The sequence below is a fragment of the Streptomyces sp. SID13666 genome, assembly GCF_010548325.1.
In the GTDB taxonomy this organism is placed as follows: Bacteria; Actinomycetota; Actinomycetes; order Streptomycetales; family Streptomycetaceae; genus Actinacidiphila; species Actinacidiphila fildesensis.
Genome location: NZ_JAAGLX010000061.1, coordinates 19,756 through 39,550 on the forward strand (window position 1 = coordinate 19,756; position 19,795 = coordinate 39,550).

23 protein-coding genes are annotated in these 19,795 nt (G+C 69.2%); 5 read left to right on the forward strand and 18 right to left on the reverse strand.

Annotated elements, in window-relative coordinates; all coding sequences use genetic code 11:
• Positions 1-49: 49 nt before the first annotated feature.
• The 4 genes from G3I60_RS39660 to G3I60_RS39675 all read right to left on the reverse strand — a co-directional run bounded on the left by G3I60_RS39660 (position 50) and on the right by G3I60_RS39675 (position 5,623).
• Positions 50-1,075 (reverse strand): class I fructose-bisphosphate aldolase, encoded by a 1,026-nt coding sequence (locus G3I60_RS39660; protein WP_164608378.1) that lies wholly within the window; start codon positions 1,073-1,075, stop codon positions 50-52.
• Positions 1,072-3,474 carry a phosphoketolase gene (locus G3I60_RS39665; RefSeq protein ID WP_164608379.1) on the reverse strand — a complete coding sequence of 801 codons (2,403 nt, stop codon included), beginning with the start codon at positions 3,472-3,474 and terminating at the stop codon, positions 1,072-1,074. The genes G3I60_RS39660 and G3I60_RS39665 overlap by 4 nt, the downstream gene beginning before the upstream one ends.
• A gap of 49 nt (positions 3,475-3,523) precedes the next feature.
• Positions 3,524-4,402 (reverse strand): slipin family protein, encoded by an 879-nt coding sequence (locus G3I60_RS39670; protein ID WP_269287204.1) that lies wholly within the window; start codon positions 4,400-4,402, stop codon positions 3,524-3,526.
• Positions 4,403-4,753: 351 nt separating this feature from the next.
• Complete coding sequence (locus G3I60_RS39675; RefSeq protein WP_239070840.1) at positions 4,754-5,623, reverse strand: universal stress protein; 870 nt, start codon at positions 5,621-5,623, stop codon at positions 4,754-4,756.
• A 93-nt stretch (positions 5,624-5,716) separates the two neighbouring features.
• Here G3I60_RS39675 and G3I60_RS39680 point away from each other — a divergent pair, with 93 nt between their 5' ends.
• Genes G3I60_RS39680 through G3I60_RS39690 form a run of 3 tightly spaced genes read left to right on the forward strand, consistent with a single transcriptional unit; the run spans position 5,717 to position 7,681 of the window.
• Positions 5,717-6,196, forward strand: coding sequence for an STAS domain-containing protein (locus G3I60_RS39680; protein ID WP_269287205.1), 480 nt, complete (start codon positions 5,717-5,719; stop codon positions 6,194-6,196).
• Positions 6,186-6,929: an ANTAR domain-containing protein gene (locus G3I60_RS39685; RefSeq protein ID WP_164608382.1), complete on the forward strand. Its 744-nt coding sequence runs from the start codon at positions 6,186-6,188 to the stop codon at positions 6,927-6,929. Before G3I60_RS39680 ends, G3I60_RS39685 begins: the two co-directional genes overlap by 11 nt.
• 5 nt (positions 6,930-6,934) lie before the next feature.
• Positions 6,935-7,681, forward strand: coding sequence for a GAF and ANTAR domain-containing protein (locus tag G3I60_RS39690; protein ID WP_164608383.1), 747 nt, complete (start codon positions 6,935-6,937; stop codon positions 7,679-7,681).
• A gap of 302 nt (positions 7,682-7,983) precedes the next feature.
• Here G3I60_RS39690 and G3I60_RS39695 read toward each other — a convergent pair whose 3' ends face one another.
• The 3 genes from G3I60_RS39695 to G3I60_RS39705 are packed head-to-tail and all read right to left on the reverse strand — an operon-like array spanning position 7,984 to position 9,712.
• Positions 7,984-8,295, reverse strand: coding sequence for a hypothetical protein (locus tag G3I60_RS39695; RefSeq protein ID WP_164608384.1), 312 nt, complete (start codon positions 8,293-8,295; stop codon positions 7,984-7,986).
• 29 nt (positions 8,296-8,324) lie between these two features.
• Positions 8,325-9,233: a hypothetical protein gene (locus G3I60_RS39700; protein ID WP_164608385.1), complete on the reverse strand. Its 909-nt coding sequence runs from the start codon at positions 9,231-9,233 to the stop codon at positions 8,325-8,327.
• A complete protein-coding gene (locus G3I60_RS39705; RefSeq protein WP_164608386.1) occupies positions 9,230-9,712 on the reverse strand; it encodes an NUDIX domain-containing protein in 483 nt (160 codons plus the stop codon). Before G3I60_RS39705 ends, G3I60_RS39700 begins: the two co-directional genes overlap by 4 nt.
• 303 nt (positions 9,713-10,015) lie before the next feature.
• Here G3I60_RS39705 and G3I60_RS39710 point away from each other — a divergent pair, with 303 nt between their 5' ends.
• On the forward strand, positions 10,016-10,501 hold the full coding sequence (locus G3I60_RS39710; RefSeq protein ID WP_164608387.1) for a hypothetical protein: 486 nt from the start codon (positions 10,016-10,018) through the stop codon (positions 10,499-10,501).
• On the opposite strand, the gene G3I60_RS39715 is transcribed toward G3I60_RS39710, so the two are convergent.
• The 9 genes from G3I60_RS39715 to G3I60_RS39755 all read right to left on the reverse strand — a co-directional run bounded on the left by G3I60_RS39715 (position 10,480) and on the right by G3I60_RS39755 (position 18,027).
• Positions 10,480-11,658, reverse strand: coding sequence for a NucA/NucB deoxyribonuclease domain-containing protein (locus G3I60_RS39715; protein WP_164608388.1), 1,179 nt, complete (start codon positions 11,656-11,658; stop codon positions 10,480-10,482). The genes G3I60_RS39710 and G3I60_RS39715 overlap by 22 nt on opposite strands.
• A gap of 256 nt (positions 11,659-11,914) precedes the next feature.
• Entirely contained in the window at positions 11,915-12,712 is a 798-nt protein-coding gene (locus G3I60_RS39720) for an aldo/keto reductase (RefSeq protein ID WP_164608389.1), read from the reverse strand.
• Positions 12,709-13,311: an AAA family ATPase gene (locus tag G3I60_RS39725; RefSeq protein ID WP_164608390.1), complete on the reverse strand. Its 603-nt coding sequence runs from the start codon at positions 13,309-13,311 to the stop codon at positions 12,709-12,711. Before G3I60_RS39725 ends, G3I60_RS39720 begins: the two co-directional genes overlap by 4 nt.
• Positions 13,305-13,919 (reverse strand): 3'-5' exonuclease, encoded by a 615-nt coding sequence (locus G3I60_RS39730; RefSeq protein WP_269287209.1) that lies wholly within the window; start codon positions 13,917-13,919, stop codon positions 13,305-13,307. Before G3I60_RS39730 ends, G3I60_RS39725 begins: the two co-directional genes overlap by 7 nt.
• Positions 13,916-15,100 carry a radical SAM protein gene (locus tag G3I60_RS39735; protein WP_164608391.1) on the reverse strand — a complete coding sequence of 395 codons (1,185 nt, stop codon included), beginning with the start codon at positions 15,098-15,100 and terminating at the stop codon, positions 13,916-13,918. The genes G3I60_RS39730 and G3I60_RS39735 overlap by 4 nt, the downstream gene beginning before the upstream one ends.
• A gap of 10 nt (positions 15,101-15,110) precedes the next feature.
• Positions 15,111-15,611 carry a hypothetical protein gene (locus G3I60_RS39740; RefSeq protein WP_164608392.1) on the reverse strand — a complete coding sequence of 167 codons (501 nt, stop codon included), beginning with the start codon at positions 15,609-15,611 and terminating at the stop codon, positions 15,111-15,113.
• Positions 15,612-15,755: 144 nt separating this feature from the next.
• A complete protein-coding gene (locus G3I60_RS39745; protein ID WP_164608393.1) occupies positions 15,756-16,289 on the reverse strand; it encodes an STAS domain-containing protein in 534 nt (177 codons plus the stop codon).
• Positions 16,289-17,203, reverse strand: coding sequence for a Scr1 family TA system antitoxin-like transcriptional regulator (locus G3I60_RS39750; RefSeq protein WP_343242003.1), 915 nt, complete (start codon positions 17,201-17,203; stop codon positions 16,289-16,291). The genes G3I60_RS39745 and G3I60_RS39750 overlap by 1 nt, the downstream gene beginning before the upstream one ends.
• On the reverse strand, positions 17,185-18,027 hold the full coding sequence (locus G3I60_RS39755) for a Scr1 family TA system antitoxin-like transcriptional regulator (RefSeq protein WP_164608395.1): 843 nt from the start codon (positions 18,025-18,027) through the stop codon (positions 17,185-17,187). Before G3I60_RS39755 ends, G3I60_RS39750 begins: the two co-directional genes overlap by 19 nt.
• A 253-nt stretch (positions 18,028-18,280) precedes the next feature.
• Between G3I60_RS39755 and G3I60_RS39760 the strand changes: the two genes are divergently transcribed.
• On the forward strand, positions 18,281-18,691 hold the full coding sequence (locus G3I60_RS39760) for a hypothetical protein (RefSeq protein WP_203675007.1): 411 nt from the start codon (positions 18,281-18,283) through the stop codon (positions 18,689-18,691).
• On the opposite strand, the gene G3I60_RS46065 is transcribed toward G3I60_RS39760, so the two are convergent.
• Both G3I60_RS46065 and G3I60_RS39770 read right to left on the reverse strand, forming a co-directional pair.
• Entirely contained in the window at positions 18,688-19,266 is a 579-nt protein-coding gene (locus G3I60_RS46065; RefSeq protein WP_239070846.1) for a hypothetical protein, read from the reverse strand. The two genes, G3I60_RS39760 and G3I60_RS46065, sit on opposite strands and share 4 nt — an antisense overlap.
• A 129-nt stretch (positions 19,267-19,395) precedes the next feature.
• On the reverse strand, positions 19,396-19,557 hold the full coding sequence (locus tag G3I60_RS39770; RefSeq protein WP_164608396.1) for a hypothetical protein: 162 nt from the start codon (positions 19,555-19,557) through the stop codon (positions 19,396-19,398).
• Positions 19,558-19,795 lie beyond the last annotated feature (238 nt).

Here is a 19,795-nt window from a genome sequence, read left to right on the forward strand (position 1 = left end):
CGGGTAGCTGGTGTCGGGTGCGCGTACAGGGGGAAGGGTGACCCGCAGGTCAGGAGGCCCGCTCCAGGGCTGGGGTGTAGGCGCCGCGGCGGGCGGCCGCATCGCATCGGGCGCGGTGCAGCAGGGCCTTCTGCGCGGCGGGGACCTGGGTGTCCTTGCCGTGCCAGATCTCCAGGGCCGGCTGCTGGATGGCGCGGGCGAAGGAGAACGTCAGGGGCCAGGGAAGGCGGGACCGGTCCCGCGTGTGCATGGCGTTGAGATAGGCCGTGGCCTGCTCACCCGGTTGCCCGCCCGACAGGAACGCGATCCCCGCGACGGCGGCAGGCACCGTGCGCCGAAGGGCGTCCAGGGTGGCGTCGGCCACGGCGTCCACCGACTCCTGGTCGGGGCAGTCCGATCCCGGGAGAACCATGTTCGGCTTGAGAATCAGACCCTCCAACGAGACCCGCTGGTCGTGGAGCTGACCGAAGACCGCCCGCAGGACATCCTCGGTCACCTCGCCGCACCGCCTCAGGGTGTGCCGCCCGTCCATGAGCACCTCCGGCTCCACCATCGGCACCAGCCCGGCCTCCTGGCACAGGGCGGCGTAACGGGCCAGGGGGTGGGCGTTGGCCTGGATGCAGCCGGCGCTTGGGCGGTCTTCGCCGATCGTGATCACCGCGCGCCACTTGGCGAAGCGGGCACCCAGGCTCCGGTACTCGGCCAGGCGCTCCCGCAGCCCGTCCAGGCCCTCGGTGACGCTCTCGCCCGCACTCAGCGCCAGCGCATGGGTTCCGGCGTCGACCTTGATCCCGGCGAGGATCCCGGCGTCGTTCAGGAGCTGCACCAGGGGCGTCCCGTCCGGGGCGCGCTGGCGGATCGTCTCGTCGTGGAGGATCGCCGCGCTGATGAACTCGCCCAGACCCGGCGTGGTGACCAGCCACTGCCGGTAGGCGTGCCGCATCTGCGGTGTCCGGGGGATCCCGGCCTGGTCGAAGCGTTCCTCGCAGGTGGGGATGCTCTCGTCCATCGCCAGCAGGCCCTTGTCGCCGCCGACCAGCGCCTGGGCCACGGCCACCAGCTCCTGCGCGCTCACGGTGCCGTGCCCCAGACCCAGTCGCGGATCTCGGGCAGGTCCTGACCGTGGATGTTGATGTAGCGGGTGTGCTCGACCAGCTTGTCCTGCATCTGCTGCTTGAGGTAGTCGCCGCCGGCGCCGAGCTGCGGGAGCCGGTCGATGACGTCCATGACCAGGTGGAAGCGGTCAAGGCGGTTCTGCACGCGCATGTCGAAGGCGGTAGTGATGGTGCCCTCCTCGTTGTAGCCGCGTACGTGCAGGTTGCGGTTGGTGCGGCGGTAGGTGAGGCGGTGGATCAGCTGGGGGTAGCCGTGGAAGGCGAAGATGATGTGCTTGTCGCGGGTGAACAGCGAGTCGTAGTCGGCGTCGCTCAGGCCGTGCGGGTGCTCGCTCTCGGGCTGGAGCTTCATCAGGTCCACCACGTTGACGACCCGGACCCTGAGCTGCGGAAGGTGCTCGCGCAGGATCGAGACAGTTGCCAGAACTTCCAGGGTGGGGGTGTCCCCGGCGCAGGCCAGGACCACGTCCGGTTCCGCTCCCTGGTCGTTGCTGGCCCACTGCCAGATGCCGGCTCCCTCGGTGCAGTGCACGACTGCGGCCTCCATGGAGAGCCACTGCGGCATCGCGCGCTTGCCGGCGACCACGACGTTGACGTAGTTGCGGCTGCGCAGGCAGTGGTCCATCACGGACAGCAGGGTGTTGGCGTCCGGGGGCAGGTAGACGCGTACCACGTCGGCCTTCTTGTTCACCACGTGGTCCAGGAAGCCGGGGTCCTGGTGGGTGAAGCCGTTGTGGTCCTGCTGCCAGACGTGCGAGGTCAGCAGGTAGTTGAGGGAGGCGATGTCACGCCGCCAGGGCAGCTTCTTGGTGATCTTGAGCCATTTGGCGTGCTGGTTGAACATCGAGTCGACGATGTGGATGAACGCCTCGTAGCAGTTGAACAGCCCGTGGCGGCCGGTCAGGAGGTATCCCTCCAGCCAGCCCTGGCACTGGTGCTCGCTGAGCATCGAGTCCAGCACCCGCCCCTGGGGTGCCAGGAACTCATCTCCCTCCACGGTGGCGCCTTGCCACTGGCGGCTGGTGACCTCGAAGACCGAGCCCAGGAAGTTGGACACGGTCTCGTCGGGGCCGACGAGGCGGAAATTGCGCGTGCGCTCGTTCAGCGCGGTGACGTCCCGCAGGAAGCTGCCAAGCACCAGCGTGTCCTGAGCCTGGACCGCGCCGGGGGCAGGCACGTCCACGCCGTGGGTGCGGAAGTCGGGCATCCGCAGGTCCCGCAGCAGCATGCCGCCGTTGGTGTGCGGGTTCGCGCCCATCCGCCGATCGCCCTCGGGTGCCAGCGCGGCCAACTCCGGCACCAGCGCGCCGTCGGTGTCGAACAGCTCCTCGGGGCGGTAGCTGCGCATCCACTCCTCCAACTGCTCGACGTGCCCGGGGTGGTCGGCGTCGACCAGCAGCGGGACCTGGTGCGAGCGGAAGGTGCCCTCGATCGGGAGACCGTCGACCTCCTTGGGGCCGGTCCAGCCCTTGGGGGAGCGCAGGACGATCATCGGCCAGCGCGGCCGGGTGGTGTCGCCGGTGGTGCGGGCGTGCTCCTGGAGGGCCTGGATCCGCTGGATTGCACGGTCCAGGGCAGCGGCCATCAGCTGGTGCATCGCCTGCGGCTCATCTCCGGAGACGAATACCGGCTCCCAGCCGCAGCCGCGGAGGAACTGCTCCAACTCCTCCTCCTCGATCCGGGCCAGGATTGCCGGGTTGCTGATCTTGTAGCCGTTCAGGTGCAGGATCGGCAGGACCGCCCCGTCGCCGACGGGGCTGAGGAACTTCGTGGACTGCCAGGAGGTGGCCAGCGGTCCGGTCTCGGCCTCGCCGTCGCCGACCACGCAGGCCACGATCAGGGCGGGGTTGTCGAACGCGGCCCCGAAGGCATGGCTGAGCGAGTAGCCCAGCTCACCGCCCTCGTGGATGGAGCCCGGGGTGGAGGGTGCGACGTGGCTGGAGATCCCGCCGGGGAAGGAGAACTGGGTGAACAGCTTCTTCATCCCCGCCTCGTCCTGGCTGATGTCGGGGTAGACCTCGCTGTAGGACCCCTCCAGGTAGGTGTTGCCCACCAGGGCGGGGCCGCCGTGACCGGGGCCGGCGACGTAGAACATGTCCAGGTCGTACTTCTTGATCACCCGATTCAGGTGCACGTAGATGAAGTTCTGCCCGGGGGTGGTGCCCCAGTGGCCGACGATCAGCGGCTTGACGTGGGCCAGCTCCAGCGGCTTGGTCAGCAGCGGGTTGTCGTAGAGGTAGAGCTGGCCAACCGACAAATAGTTCGCCGCCCGCCAGTACGCGTCCATCGCCTGCAGCAGGTCCGGTGACAGGACCGGCTCGCCGGTGACGGCGGGCTGGGAGGGGGGTTCGACGTCCATGGCTCAGGACTCCTTCATGGTCATGGCCCGCGGTCCGGTGGGGCGGTGGCTAATGGCTGTTGAGGAGCGGGGAGCCGTTGACCGGGATGTCGCCCTTGGAGGTCTCCACGACCGGACCCGGCACGTCGGGGTCCGAGGTGTCCGTCAGCCCCGGCCGCGCCCTGGGGACAGCGGCGGTCAGGGGCACGGCGGCGGCGGTCTCGCGCGCCAGGAAGGAGCCCAGCTCCCCGATGGTGCTCATCAGCGGGGCCGGGAAGACGACGGTGGTGTTCTTGTCGACGCCGATCTCCACCAGGCTCTGCAGGTTGCGCAGTTGGAGGGCAAGGGGGTGCTCCATCATGATGTCGGACGCCTCGCCCAGTGCGGCGGCGGCCAGGGACTCGCCCTCGGCGTTGATGATCTTGGCGCGCTTCTCCCGCTCGGCCTCGGCCTGGCGGGCCATTGCCCGCTTCATGCTGTCCGGCAGCTGAATGTCCTTCAGCTCCACCAGCGTCACCTGGACGCCCCACTCGACGGTGGCCACGTCCAGGATCTCGCGGATGTCCAGGTTGATCGCGTCGGTCTCGGACAGGGTCTCGTCCAGGGTGTGCTGGCCGACGACCTTGCGCAGCGTGGTCTGGGCGATCTGGTCGATCGCGGCGTAGACGTTCTCGATCGCGACCACCGACTTGACCGGGTCCACGACCCGGAAGTAGGCGACGGCGGAGACGTCGACGCTGACGTTGTCGCGGGTGATGATGCCCTGGGACTGGATCGGCATGGTCACGATCCGCAGCGAGACGCGGTGCATGACGTCGATGAACGGGATGATCAGGTGCAGTCCCGGTTCCCGGGGGCCAACGACGCGGCCCAAGCGGAACAGGACGCCCTGCTCGTACTGCTTGACGATCTTCACCGCCAGCGCGAGCACGGCCAGAACAACTAGCACAACGATAATGATGATCAGGACGGGCATCGGGTGCCTCGGATCGGATGACGCGCGCGAATGTCGGCGGGTCGCTACGGTCAGGTCCGCAGAATGGGCGGCCGGTCCTCCGGGCGGCTACGGGAATTCCCTGAGTTCCGCGGGGTCCAGGCGAAACGGAACGTGGGGCCCGACACCCGGAAGCTTCCAGGCGGCATAGTCCAACGCCGTACTGTCAGTCAACGCCCGCGACCAGTCTCTGTCAATGAGCACCCTCCGGGCAGGGACCACCGCCGATGGCGCCGCAGGGCCGCCGGCAGGCCCGGGGAGGCCCGGGTACCGCGCTGGGGTGGGCGGTCACCGCACGTGCGGGACCTAGTCGGGGTCGGGGTGGTCCTGACCTGCCACGACGGCGACGGGGCAGGGGGCGTGGTGCAGCACGGCGTGGTTGACCGGGCCCAACTGCAGTCCCAGATGGCCCTGGCGGCGGTGGGCGCCGACCACGACCAGGTCTGCGCTGCCGGCCTGGTGGAGCAAGACCTTGGCGGCCGGTCCGTGCGTGGACTTGTGCTCCACCTGCACGCGGAACGTGCCGGCGGCCCCGGGCACCGGGGTGTCCAGCAGCTGGGCGACGTGCTTGGCTGCTGCGTTCATGAGCGCGAACGCGTCGGCGGAGTTCGAGGGCCAGGCATGGACCAGGTGCAGGTCCGCCTGCCGCAGGACCGCTTCCCGAACCGCGAACCGCGTTGCCTCAGCGGACGGGTTCGGGCCAAGGCCCAGCACGACCCGGGGCCGCTGGTGGGACGGGCGCTGCCCGGGACCGCGGACCACCACGACGGGGAACGCCGCGCGGGCCGCCACCCGCAGACCCACCGACCCCAGCAGCAGGCCCGCGAAGCCGCCTGCCCCGCGTGCGCCCAGCACCAGCAGCGGCGCCAGGCGCTGCAGGTCCAGCAATCCGCTCACCGGCTCATCGGGGATGACCTCGCTCTCCACCCGAACACCGGGGCACTCGGGCTCCGCATGCTTGGCGGCGGTGGACAGCAGGTCCTGGACCTGTGACCGCTCCGATCCGCCGGGCAGCGGGACCGGCGTCAGCCGAAAGGTTGCCGTTCCTGCCCGACGGTCGTCACCATGCGTGTCAGACAGGGCTACTGTATGGAGGGAAGAGCTGAATATGCCGGTGCGATGAGGCGCGTCATGCCTCACCCCGGACCTGCCAGGGGCATAGAACGACGACGGCATTGCCCGCAGACCGCCGTGAAACCGCCTCAGCGGTGCTTTTCCAGCTGCCCCTGAACCCGGCCGCGTCGCGCACAAGACGCCAGGGAGTCCAGGGTGTTCCACAGGCAGCGCACCACAGCAGCTACCCTGACGGCGCCGCCGTCCCCGGGACCGGAACACCAACGGCTGACCGTCCACCGGCACGACCGCAGACGGGGAACGCTGATCGCACTGGCCGGCGAGATCGACCTCGACTCCGCCCCCTTCGTGCACCAGGCGGTACAGGGGTGCCTGCACGCGGGGATCCGCACCATCGACCTCGACCTGAACCATGTCACCTTCTGCGACATCAGCGGCCTGAACGCCCTCCTCGACGCGACCTGGCTCACCACCGCCGACGGAGGGCGCCTGCGCCTGGAGAACCCGTGCCCGATGCTGTCCCGCCTGCTCGCCCTCACCGGAGCCCACCTCTATCTCGCCACCCGCACCGACGGTATCCGCGACCTGCTCCAGGACGGGGCCCCGATCGACCGGGCCGTCCGCGGCCGGTTCCTGCCCCAGGCCCGCGCCGCAGGGGCGCCCGATGATCAGTGACCGCATGGCCAAAGTCCTGCTCCTCCTGCAGAACCAGGAGGAGCCCGGCGAAGTGGCGGACATCGCCGCAGCGGCAGCCGGGGCCCTGGGCGTCGACGGCCTGGCCCTGTCGCTGACCACAGCGGACGAGGACCACCACAGCGAGGTGTGGTGGTCCTCCCAGGGCCCGGCCTGCGACTTCGAGGACCTGCAGCTCACCCTGGGCCAGGGACCGGGCATCGATACGGCCAGCACCGGAGCCATGGTGTGGGTACCGGACCTGGCTGCGGTCCGCGCCGACCGCTGGCCGCTGCTGTCCATGGAAGCCCCCGACCTGGCGGCCCGCGCGGTGTTCTGCTTCCCGCTGGGAATCGGCGCGATCCGCGTCGGCGTCCTGACCGCCGTACGCCGCACCCCCGGTCCCCTGACACCCGAACAGGCCGACGACGCCCTGGTGCTGGCGGCGGCCCTGACCGCCCGATGCCTGGGCCAGGGCGAACCCGGGCAGAACGCCCTGGACCCCACCGATCCCCTGCGCACCCTGCCGCACGCCGTGGTCCACCAGGCCACCGGCATGCTCAGCGTCCAACTCTCCCTGCCCCTGCCCCAAGCCCTGCTACGGCTGCGCGCGCATGCTTACAGCAGCGGACGCACCATCAACGCCACCTCCCAGGACATCGTGGACCGGCGACTTCGCCTGGACCACAACGGCGACGGCGACGGCACCGCGGTGCCCGTCGCAGACAAGGACTGATCGCCATGCCCCGCGAACAGCAGCTCACCGAGGTCTTCGTGGAAGTCGCCGACTCCCTGATCGACGACTTCGACCTCATCGACTTCCTCCAGCAGCTCTCCGTGCGCTGCATGGAACTCCTGGACGTGGCCGCCGTCGGCATCCTGCTGGCCGACCAGCACGACCACCTCCAGGTCCTGGCCGCCTCCGACGAGCACACCAGACTCCTGGAACTCCTGGTCCTGCAGCACGACCAGGGCCCCTGCGTGGACTGCTACCGCAGCGGCACCCCGCGCACCGACATCGACCTCCACGACCCGCAGACCACCCAGCACTGGCCCCAGTTCGCCGCAGCAGCCCACAAAACCGGCTTCGTCACCGCCAACGCCATCCCGCTGCGCCTGCGCGGCCGGGTCATCGGGGTCCTGGGCCTGTTCCAGACCGCCCCCGATCCCCTCAGCGCCGCCGACGTTACCCTCGCCCAGGCCCTGGCGGACGTGGCGACCATCGCCATCCTCCAGCAGCGCACCCTGGCCCACAGCGAACTGGAACGCGGCCAGCTCCAGTACGCCCTCACCAGCCGCATCGTCGTGGAACAGGTCAAGGGCATCCTCGCCGAGCGCTGGCACATCTCTGTCGACGACGCCTTCTCCGCGTTCCGCATCTACGCCCGATCCAACCACCACCACCTCGCCAACCTCGCCCGACAGATCGCCGACGGCACATTTGACACCGACCAGATCCCCCACCAGCCCACCGCACCACGCGGCTGACCCGGCATCGGCTCATGCGGAACGCCTTCCCGGCGGCCGCTCACGGCGGCGGGGAGCTGGTGCGGCCGGCGGCAGCGTCGGCGATGGTGGCCTGCCGCGGGAAGCGGCACGATCACTAGCTGATCACGCCACCACCCTGCTCGATCTCACAGCCCGAGAACGCATTCACCCTGCGGGCCAGGCGGGGACTTCAGCTGTTGGTGATGATCAAGGAATTGTTCTCAACACGCCGATGCGGACGTTGTTCACTGGTCGGGAGGCTCGAGGCCAAGAGCGCTGGATTGCTCAGATGCGCTTGCCGCCTACATCAGGCTCACGTCCTCCAGCGCGGGGGCCTCGCGGCCGGGATAGGTGAAGGTCACGCGGTCGAATTGAATGAGTTCCGGACTGGCGGTCAGGGGGATACCGCCGGTGGGAATGGCACGGCGGGTTGCCTCGTCCCGGGCCTTCACCAGGTCGTTGAAGAACAGGGCCTGCTCGTACAGCTGGTGGACGTTGGTGACTAGGCGCCGCAGTCCCATGGTGCCGTTGCGGATGGCCAGAACAGCGGTCGCTGCCGAGGCCAGCGGCATATGGCCGCTGGTGAGCAGCCAGGCCAGGACCAAGTACGTCACAGCGGAAGTGAGCCCGGAGATCGCGGAGGTCAGCAGCTCGGTGCCAGCCGCTTCCCGGGCCAGGCGTGTCTGTTCCTCCTCACCCTCCATGGACATCGTCTTGTACTGGTCCAGGAGGAAGGCCCGGCAGCGTGCACGCGCATTTCCGGCGAAGCGGTCTGGGAGATCATCAGGCGTCGTAGCGTCATCTGCTGGCGGACGTGCTCGATCCAGACCTGCACCGAGGCGTAGTCGCGGCGGGCCGCACGAATGGTCCCCCACGCTTTGGGGAGCACCACGGCCAGCAGCAAGGGCACCAAGATCGGATGCAGCACTGCCAGGACACCACCGGAGGCGGCCAACGCCATCACCCCCTCACCGATGCCCAGGCTGTGGGTGATCAGACGACGCGCGGCCATCGTGCCGTGCTGCCCGGAGTCGACCAGCGCGTGGAATTCCGGGTCTTCGATGGTCTCCATCTCCACCCGGATGATCCGCGCGAGCATGCTGACCGCGGCGTGCCGCTCGACCTTCGGCTCCAAGCGCCCACCGGCCGCCTGGGCGACGGCTTGCAGCACCGCGGCCAGCGCGCTGGCCGTCGCCATCCACAGCAGCGAGGGGAACGCGGCGCGCACCTTGTCCCCGGTCGGGCCTCCGGCGAACAGACCCAGCAGGACCCGGTTGGCGGCCAGCAGCCCGAAGGCGCCTGCGGCACCCTGGCCGAGTTGCGCGACGACGACGGCAACCAGCGCGACGCGGTCGACGGCCCACGCCATCGCGGCGGTCTGCCCGATCATGCGCGGCAGTTGCCGGAGCACCGAGAGGAACGTCACGTTCAACCGGGCACCCTCGTGGGTGGTCCACCCCCAGTCGCCCCGTAACCGGCCGCCGAACAGAAGCTGCTCGGTGGCCGAGTGCGGCACGTGAGAGGAGGTCTTGGAGCGGTGAAAGGTCTTCACACCCGGCCCCCGGCCTGTCGCGTCGCCGCCGATGCGGTGTCCCAGCCGATCGCGGTAAAGGTTCGGCCAGCGCGGATCGCGTCCGGGGCGGCGCGGGTGTAGTCGACCAGCGGCTCGGGCAATACGTCGAGCGGGTGCCACTCCCAGCCGGCGCACTTGTCCGGCTCCTTCGTAGCGATCACCCCGGTATAGGCCAGGACCCGGAAGAACAGCTGCAGTCGGTCACGGCCGTCGTCCGCGTCGAGCTGGTGGACCACGTGCGTCAACTGGAGGCCGGACTCGGCGTCGATGATCACCCCGGTCTCCTCATACGCCTCCCGCGCCGCCCCCGCTGCCACCGACTCGCCGGGTTTCAGGTGGCCCGCTGGGACGTGATACGCACCGTGCTCGTAGGAAGTGTTCAATCGTCTGCCCAGCAGGACGTGGCCGTCACTCTCGAACAGCAAGTGGATACCGACGGCTTCGACAAGGGGGTGCACGATGCCTCCTGGTTTCGGACGAGTGCTCTAAAAACGAGCGCTGTGGCCGTATGTAACGCCCCTTAGGGGATTGAGCCCAGATCGCATGTTCGATATTTGGCGAGATTTCTTGACGGAACTGGGCTGGCCCTTCGTGGTGGCTGTGCGATTTTGCTCGGGCAAGAATCGGCCCTTTCTCTGTCAGCCCCAGGGGAAGGCCGAACAGGTGAACGCCGCCATCGGTGCACGGTCGTGTACCGGGCGCACAAGCGGCTGAAAGAGTCCCCGAAGGCCGCCTAGGCTGGATGAATGTCGGAACTCCTTGTGACCGCCCAGCGGCACGTCACCATCGAATACAGCCAATTTGTGCTGGCCGACTTCACATGGGACGACGTGGAGGCGCCACCCCTGAATGAGGACGAATCGATCGGCGTGGGTGCGCGCAGCTTCCGCGTGATGAGCCTGATCCACGACCACGACGTGGTGCTCGACGTCGAGGTGTGGGACAACGAGCCGCCGACGTCGCAGGTGCCGCTCGTGCAAGAGGTGACCATCACCTTGACGACGGGCATCGTGATGGTGGTAGAGCTGATGGGCGGCTGGACACAGGAACCCCCGATCCCGTGCGGGATGCCCGGCCGCTACGGGTTCCGGGTCCGGCGGAGTCTCGGGTTCGCGGTGGAGGACCGGGGTGTCGTCACCAACAGCGATACGCGTGATGTCCTGGAGAGGTACCTCATCCAGGCGTGGCGTCTCCCCGGCCAGGCCGAGGAGACGCCGTCCCATGGTCAGGCGCCGATCTCGATGTAGTACTCCTCACGGCCGAGGATCCGCTGGTTGGTGTACCAGGAGGCCAGCAGTGTTCCTGCAGCGCCGTTCTGCGCGGACGGCAGGTAGCGGACGGAGAAGTTGCCGTCGCCGACGCCGGCGCCTTCCCAGGTGGACGCGAACGGGTACTCGTCGCACTGGGTGCCGGCAGGGGTGCCGGAGGGGGACAGGGAGGTACAGGCTGCGACGCGGTTGGTGCGGTTCGCCTTGACGCGGGTGGAAGAGTCCACGTCCCAGACGACGTCGACAGCACGGTGCAGCGGCTTGCCGGAGCTGATGGAGCCGGGCACCGACTTGCCGGCCTTCACCGGGTAGGTGGTGGCGGGCTGGTACTGGGCGTCCCAAATGTGCTGGGCGACCGCACCGTGTGTGGGCGAAGACTTCGAGTAGTCCCAGAAGACGGGGAACACATCGAGGAAGATGCTGCCGCCCAGCGACCCGATGTACGCGGAGGAGTCCATGCGTCCGTTGGTGCGTTCGAGCTGCAGCCAGCCGACGTTCAGGTCCGAGCGGCCCCACTGGGCGATACCGCACCGGCTGATCTTGTCGCCCGAGTAGCCGTCGGTCTTCGCCGAGGAAATGCTGAAGACGCTCGTGGAGCCCTGCTTCCAGTTCAGGACCTTCAGGGGGCTGTTTCCGGTGACGGTGCAGGCTGGGTTAGTTCCGTCCCAGTCGCTGTAGCCGGACGTGCTGTAGGTGAGTTCCAGGGTGGTGGTGGCCGGGCTGGAGACAGTGCCGACGTCAACGAAGCGGTCGGCGCCGGTCGTGAAATACATGCTGCGCGATCCCTTGTCGCCCCGGCCGGCGGTGACGAAGCGGAATGTCGTGGTGCCGACGATCGCACCATCCGCGTTGAGGGTGTAGATCACCGAAGGCCGGATCGCGCAGTAGTTGAACCGGTCCAGGGGGGAGGCGCCCGTCTGGTCCCCGTAGAGGTCCCGGCATCCCTGGACGGTGATGTAGGGGTCTGACTGCAGCGAAGTGCGTGCACCTGCGGGGTTCTGTGCGGGCGCCGTCCCGTAGTGACCCTGCTTCGCTGCCTGTTCCTCAGCCTGGGTGAGGGCCGCGAGGGAGGGCGGTGTGTCGTGGGTGGGCTGTGGGGCCCACGTCGTCGGCAGGTGCGCGCCCAGCGGCAGCAACGGAGTTGTGGGGTGATAACGCCGCCGAAGATCGCTGTGAGAGACGCCGGGGCCTGGTCGGCTCTGGCTGCCTGCGGGCTGAGAAGGGCGGCGGCCGTCAGGATCGCGGCCAGCGCGGCGAACCGTCGTGTCACGGTCGGGTGACCTGCGGGTATGTGGGTGTTCATCCTCGTCCTTCGGGTTGGTTGGGCACCAAGGGGACGGCTACGGCGCGCGGTCCTACCGCGGCCCGCGTCTCCTGCGTCATACCTGCTGTTCAGGGCCGCTCTGCGGACATCACCGGGCGGAGTGTTCCGATGAGCCCTTTTAGGTGATCGGGCGAGCTGGTGCCGGGGATGGGGGCGATGTGCGAGCCCAGTGACAGCAGCCAGCGCAACGCTTCGCCTGCTCCGCCTTCCGCGGTGGCAAGAGTGCCGGCGTTCAGTGGCCGGTAGGGGATGTAGGGGATCTGCTGCACGCGGCAGTAGTCGACGGCGGGGTCATCGGGCTCGGTCTGGTTGAGGACGTTCTGCACCGCGGCGACCTGGATCTCGGCGGATGCCGCTCGGATCTGATCGACGGTGACCTTCGACAGCCCGACGTGGCCGATCTTTCCTTCCGTCTGCAGCGTGCGCAGTTCGCCGACCTGCTCCTCCAGGGGCACGCCCGGGTCGACACGGTGGAGGTAGCACAGCTCCAGCCGGCCCACGGACAAGCGGCGCAGGCTGGCCTCGACGGCACTACGTAGATAGGTGGGCCGGCCCAGCGGCGCCCACCAGTCTGGTCCGGGACGCACCAGACCGACTTTGGTGGCGATCAGAAGATCGGCCGGATAGGGGCGCAGGGCGCGACGGATGAGTTCTTCCACCGTGTGGGGGCCGTAGGCGTCCGCTGTGTCGATATGGGTGATGCCGTGGATGTGGACGGCTTCGCGCAGAATGCGGATCGCCGCGTCCGGGTCACGGGGCGGGCCCCACGTTCCCGCCCCGGTCAGGCGCATCGTGCCCAGGCCGAGGCGGGAGACACGTTTGCCGGCGAGCAGGATCCATCCGGCGGGCGGCTGGCGGCGGTTCATCCGGCGGCGGCCATCTGCGTGGCTGCGGTCAGCACTGCCGTTCGGGCGCGGTTACGGGAGTCGTCGGTGTTGACGACGAGGAGACGGTTCGGCTTCACGGTCGCCAGAAGGCGGTGGACGTAATGGTCGACGCTGGCGCGGAAGGCCAGGTCGCGGTCGCGGTGATTGCCCAGCGGCACGGCAGGATCAAGCGCGGTGGCCAGGAGCAGGTCGTATCCGGCCGCATGGGCGGTCACCATGGTCATCAGCAGGTCTCGGTCGGCGTCCTCGGGTTGCTGGCCGCGCTGATCCATACCGGCCAGCAAGTACGCCAGGGGATCGACCACGCTGCGATCGACGAGGACCACGTCGGCGCTCAGGGCCGCTTCTAGTTCCGCGCAGATCCCGGCCGCGATCAGCCACTGGGTGGTGGCGGCAGTCTGATCGCGCATCTTGGGGAACCCCATCGCCGCGGCCCTGTTGGCGAGGCTGCCGGGAGTGCAGACGACCTTGTGACCGTGGGCGCGTAATTCCATGGCCAGCCGCTTGAGCAGGGTGCTCTTGCCGGTGGAGTGGGTTCCCGACACGGCGATGCGTATGGGCGCGGGCGTGGCTACCACAGGGGTTCCTCCTGAAAGGCGGGACGGGCGGGCCGAAGGCCGGGCAGGGTGCCGGGGACGGCAACGGAGATCAGTTCGTCCCAGGAGTCGTAGTGGGCTGCCGCGTCGAGGAGCAGTAGTGCGGTGGCGTGGGCGTCGAACCCCGCGCGGTGGCGTTGCCCGGGAATGTCGGCCACCGGCAGGCCGAGGTGCTGGATGAGGGGATCGAGGCCGTGTTTGGCGGCTTCGGGGTAGGTGGCGCGGGCCAGGCGCAGGGTGTCGATGACGCCGGCCGGCTCCCAGCCAGGCAGGTGCCCGGTCAGCGCCTTGTATTCGACCGAGGCGTTGTGCGCGACGATCCACGCCTGGCCCAACGCGCCCCGGATGTCCTCAGCGACCTCCGGCCAGGCGGGCTTGCCGGCCAGGGCCTCGTTTGTGATGCCGTGGATACGGACGATGTGATTCGGGATGGGGGCTGCTGGCCGGATGAGCCATTCGCGGCGTCGCTCGGCGTGCAGGACACCGTCGGTGATCGGGAGGATGGCGACCTCCACCAGTTCCGGCGGGGTGGCGCCGTTGCCTTCGACATCGACGACGAGGAGCGGCGGCCAGGACAACTTCGTGTTCACGGGGTTGCTTTCTGCGGCCAGCCGAAGTCCGCTCGGCCGTGCCGTCGGGGGTGGTGGGGGTGGCGCCGGTCGTGGACCTGGTAGCCGTGACCGTGCTGGAGGAAGTAGCGCGGGTGCTCGTCCAGGCCCTCGACCAGGATCGCCCGGTCGGTGATCTCAACGGGCCCGGTCGCGCCCAGGGCACGCGCCTGAGCGGTCACCGATTCGAGGTCCGGGGCCTGCCACGCGTGCTCGCACCGGTGGAGCTGGGCCAGCGGGCAGATGTCGCACAGCTCCCGGATGCCGTAGTGCCCGTTGTAGTCCGCCAGGCCGTGGACGGCCGCGACCGCACAGGACGTCTTGCGGTACAGCTGGCCCCACGGCGCGGCCGTGTGGTTGGGCTGGTGGAAGGCGGCAAGGATCCGGGCTTCGGACTCTTCGGGCATGATCTTGCGGCGGGCGGTGTCCTCGTAGGGCTCGGGCAGGCCCTGCTCGCGGTAGTAGGCGGCCATCTCGTCGCGGAAGAACAGCCCGGTGAAGACGGTGGCGTGGGCATGTGCGGCCAGCTCCCGGGCGTAGGCGATATCGCCGTCGGAGTCGTTGAGTCCGGGCACGATCGGCCGCCAGTACAGAATCGTGCGGTAGTTCTCGGCGTGGGCGTACAAGGTGTGGAGGCTCTGCGCGGCGATCCGGGAATCGACCGGTTCGATGCCCGTGTGCTCGATGTTGGAGTGGGTCACCAGGACCGTCAGCTTGATGTTCCGGAACGAGTTGAGGATCGCGCAGTCCGGTTCCTCGACGCGCCAGCGGGTGATGACCAGGACGTGATTGGTCAGCCCGCGCTCGTCCAGGAGGCGCAGGGTGTTGAACGTGTGCTGCTTGACGACGGGCAGCAGTGGGTCCGTCGCCTTGTTGAAGAGCTGCAGGGGGGTGATGTGCGGGCGGAAGTACGGGTGCGAGACGAGGGCCTGGACGGCATCAGCGTCGCTCATCAGGGCGCGCGGCGCCTTCATGGCGAAGTTGTCGTACAGGTGGCGCACGCAGTACCCGCATTCCAGAGGGCAGCCCACCACGTGGTTCAGGGACAGCCCGCTCTTGCGGTACTCGACCGGATCGGCGAGATCCGGCTTGAGGTCAGTGCGTTGCGTGACGGACAGCAGCGGCAGCGGGCGCCGCGTCGGTAAGGCGTCGGTGTGCGTCATGGCGTCTCCTTCACAGGGGTATGTGGGTTGGGTCAGGTGCCGCCGGTTGCGGCGGCCAGCCCACGACCGTGCAGCCGCGCAGCGTCCTGGTCAGTTGGGCGGCCAGGACCCACCTGATCTCGGGAGAGTCGTAGAAAACGGCATCTCTCCGCCCTTCCACGGGCGAGTGCGGGCTGGAGCGGTAGAGCTGGCCGTACACGCCCTCGACGGCGGAGTCCTTCACGCGCACGGCCACGGAGCCCCGCCCGGCCAGGTGGGGGCAGAGCCGGAGGGCCTGGCGGGCGCAAGGCGCGCAGATCGGGGGGTGGACGGTGACCAGATCCTCCGGCCAGTTCAGCTCGTCGGCCCGGCCTTCGTCGTTCTCCACCAGCCAGAGCACACCCTGCTCAGTGCGATCTGCTGGTCCCGCGCAGACTTGGCACAGCAGGGCCCGCATGCACCGGCGCTGTCGCTGCGCGTGGGTGCGGGCGAACTCGGGCCGACCGCGGCCTTGGGCCAGCGTGGTGCCCATCCACAGGGCCCCTCGGCTATCGCGGTCGTGGGGTTGCTCGTCGGCGTAGACGATGCCGCCCTTGCCGCACAGCAGGGTCCGGGGCGATGCGCTGCTCCGCGCTCCACGCGGCCATGTACGGAACGATGTCCGGCGGGGGGATGGTCATCGCGGACCCTCCTGCCCGCCCGCGGCGGCGCCGGCCACGGGCTCCCCGACCTCCGCGGGCGCCTCCTGCTCCTCGGGTGCTTCGGTGGTCGCTGCGCGCAGGGCGTTGGGGACGCTGTCGCACAGGTGGAGGACCTTGGTGAGACCGGTGATGAGCATGATCCGGTGAACGGGCCCCTGGTCCTTGTGGGCCACCAGGTACAGGGTTCGCGGGTCGGGCTGGGTGCGCAGGCGCTTGCAGGCGGCGACCAGCATGCCCAGGTTGGTGGAGTCGAGGAGTTCGACGCCGGTCAGGTCGAGGATCAGGTCCCCGTCGCCTTCGTCGATCAGGGTCGTCAGGTATTCCCGCAGGGTCGGGGCTTCGTAGACGCCCAGGATGCCTTCGACGGTGACCACGGTGTGCCGGCCGTCTCGCCGGTGCGTCACCTGCGCGTCCTCGAATCCCAGGACGATTCTGCCGTCCTTTCCCGTCCAGGTGAGGGTCCTGGCCTCGATGTACGGGAGCGTGACTTCGACGGTGCGATCGAGCATCACGGTGCCCCCTGATCGTGGAAGCGCCTGCGGGCGCTCTGGAGCATCTGCCAGCTCGCGTCGGGGCCGGCGGCGAGAGCTTGGGCGGTGTCGAGGCGGGTGCTGGCATCCTGGCCGTGCTGTGGCCCGCTGCTGTAGGCGGCGCCGGCCGCTTCCTCGATGAACAGCCGCTGCTCTCCGCGGCGGAAGAGCAGTTCGGTGATCTGGCGGCGGGGGGCGAAGCATCCGCTGCCCAGCGGCAGCACGCGCACGTCAGCGATGCCGTCCTTGATCACGTGGAGCAGGTGGGTGATCTGGGCGTCCATCACGGCCGGCCCGGCGACGGGCCGGGTTAGCACCGTCTCGTCCAGCAGCACCAGCACCGTCCGGTCGGCCCGGGGGCCCAGCGCGCGGGGCGCCGGCGGCCGACGGGATCGGTGCAGGGCAGCCGTATAGGCGGCGGTCTGCACGATGGGGGGTATCACGTGCTGGGCGTGTACGCACAGGGAGTCGGCGACGGCTTCGCACGCGGCCAGCCGCAGGCCGTAGCCGGCCTTGTCGTCGATGACGTGGTTACGGCCGTCCACCCGGAGTACCAGCTGCTGCACGGCGTCGATCTCGGCGGGGTTCTTGACCTGGTAGACGCGCAGCAGCGCGGAAACCAGGTGTTCGGAGGGCTTTCGCCCGGCCGTCTCGGTTCGGGCGAGCGTTTCCATGCTGCAGTGCACTCGGCGACTAACCGCGTCCTGGGACAGGCCCCGGCTGCGGCGCAGGGCTCGCAGGTACGCGCCGACGATCACGCGAGCGGGCGGTGTCGCGGGGAAGGCAGTATCCGGTTCCCGGGGCGGGAGCCCAGCAGGCTGGGGAAGCGCACTGAGCGCGGAACGGATGAGCGGCATCATCCCGTCGGTCTCGCTCATCGCGGCCCCCGCCATTCCTGGGTGGGTGAGGGCTCGGCACGGCGTTGGAACGCGGCGCGTGCGGTGTCCAGCAGGGTGCGGCTGTGCTCGACGCTGTGGGCGCCGTTGATCGCGGCGCGCAGGTACGGGCCGTGCGCACCTTCGGCTGCCGGGCCGCTGACGTAGGACGCGTCCACGCCTTCGCTGACGAAGAGCAGGCGCCCGCGGATGCGCAGTTCGCTGTGGAAGCCGGCCGGCAGCCGCAGGTTCTCCATCCGCGGCACGATTTGAATCTGCGCGTCTCTGCGCGCACTGGCCCGCAGAAGGTGGGCGAGTTGGGCGGCCATCACGCAGGGGCCGCCGACAGGCTGGCGTAACCCGCACTCATCCAGGAGCACCAGCACCCGTCTGCGGTCGCCCCGAGGCAGCGCGCGCGCCGGGCCCAGGCGCCGCTGCTGCTGGGTCAGCGCATCGGCGCAGAATGCTTCGCTGTAGGCGTCAGTCCGTAAGATCGCGGGCACCAGCCCGGCGCTGTAGGTGACGATATCGGAGGCATGGCGCTCACAGGCCCGCAGCCGAGCCGTCCAGCCCGGAGCGCAGTCCAGCACCATGTCCGGATCCGCGCCGCGGCCCACGAATTGCGCGCTGGTGGGCGCCAGCAGGCCGCGCAGCGTGCGCTGCTCGTGCGGACCGCAGGAGGGAAACCGATCAATCAGTTGCTCCAACTGCTCTTGGCTCGGGGGTCTGCGCCCCCCTTCGGTTCGCTCCAGGTGCTCGGCGGAGATACCCAACAGGTCGGCGGCCTCAATGAGCGTCAGGTTCTGGTCCTGGCGCAGCGTGCGCAGGTAGGCGCCTATCACGATGCGGGCAGTCGGTCTCGGCCCGGGTGTCTCGCGATAGGGGGTGTGTGGGGGCCCGGCAACGCCTGCGGCTGGTGCGTTTTGGAGAGGGGTGGGCATGGCATTCCTCGGCGGAGATAGTCGAAAAGGTGGAGATGAAACTGCGCCCCCCGGTTCTCTTGCCGGACCATGGCGGTTCGGGCTACTCGTCGGGCCGCAGTCGCTACGCTGCGGAGTCCTTGAAGTGGTCGCTTCGGTGGAGAGGGTGAGCGGGGTGGTGAAGGATCGGGAGCCGTTCTCCCGGGAGGGTGAGCGGCCGGTGTGTGCGATCTGCCCCTCCTTGGTGCTGCCTGGTGGGGCTTTCGACGTGGTGGCCAAGCCCAGCCGGGATTGCCCCTTCGACCCCGAGAGCGGCAACCGGTACACCGCGGCGGGGGTGGCGGTGTGTGTGCACCCCGACCGGGTGGGCCTGCCGGCCGCCCCGTACGCGACGGACCGCCTGGTGCTGCCGTGGGAGGTGCCGCCGCCGGCGGACGCGGGCGAGGTGCGGGAGTGGTTGCGGGCCGCGCTGACCGCGGCGCCGCCGGACGCCTTCGCCGCAGTGATCGCGCAGGCGTCGCAGATTCTGCGGGCGTCGGATCCGGATCTGGACGTGACGGCGGCGCTGCGGTCGGCACTGGGTTAAGCCGCCGGCGCGAAGGCGATGGTGTGCTCGCGCCCGGACCGGCCCATGCCGATGCTCGCGTAGAGGCCGGCGAGGTGAGCGCGGTTGGCTTCCACCTGCTGGTGGTCCAGCCAGTAGCGGGACGGCGGTTCACCCCACGCCGCGGTGTAGCACTGGTAGGTGTAGTCGCCGTGTTGGTAGTCGGTGTGCTCCTGATCGGTCTGGTGGATGATGCTGACGGCGTGGCAGTCCGCGATGCGGTGCAGGAGCTGGGACTGGGCGAGCATCGCGTGCGTCATCTCATCCACCGGAACCGCGATAGCGATCTCGGCCGCCCTCTCGTCCTCGGTCAGCGCGTAAACGGCGGCCTTGAGCGCCAGGGCGCGCATGGCCTCAACGAACAGCGGCGGGGCGTCATCCTCCAGCTTCCACTTCGAGATGACGGGGAAGCCGGTGAAGCACTGCCAGTCGTCGCTGTAGTTGAGGCTGGCCTTGTGAAACGCCGGGAATTCGTGGTCGTCTTCCAGGCGCTGGAGGACTCCCACAGCGGTTTCGGCCACGAGATGCGGGCTGGGAAGTGCGGTCTGGACGGGCATGGGTCGTACCTCTCTCGGAGACAAACGGGATGGCGGAGTTGGAGCCGCGCCCCCGGTGCGGGCGGGGGATGCACCGCAGGGGAGGCACGGCGGTTCAGGGGGCCGTTCGTCAGGTGCCGGGGTCGAGCGTCATGCGGCCCGCTTGACCAGGACCATGTCGGGAAGTCCCGCTTGCGGGGGATCGCCGTCCCCGGTGGGGAGGTGGCGGCGGCGAACGGCCTCGGCCGCGGCGGCGTGGGGCGGCAGCCCCGCACGGGCCCGGTGGGTATCGAGGTGCTGCGGCTCCCGCACCGGTACTACCTCGACACCGGCAGGCCCGCGGCGAAATTGCGTGCCGTGCAGCTGGGCCTGACCAGTGTTGATGCACCATCGGTCGAACAGGTGCGCCCATTGCCCGGCCGGTGCCTAATGGGCCGTATCGGGTCGTAGAGACTTGATGTTGTAGCCGCCAGCAGGTGAGCACTTCCGATGCCGGAGCCGTTCGAGTTCTGTGGTCAGACCGTGCCCCTGCTGGTCGGCCGGGAGGCCA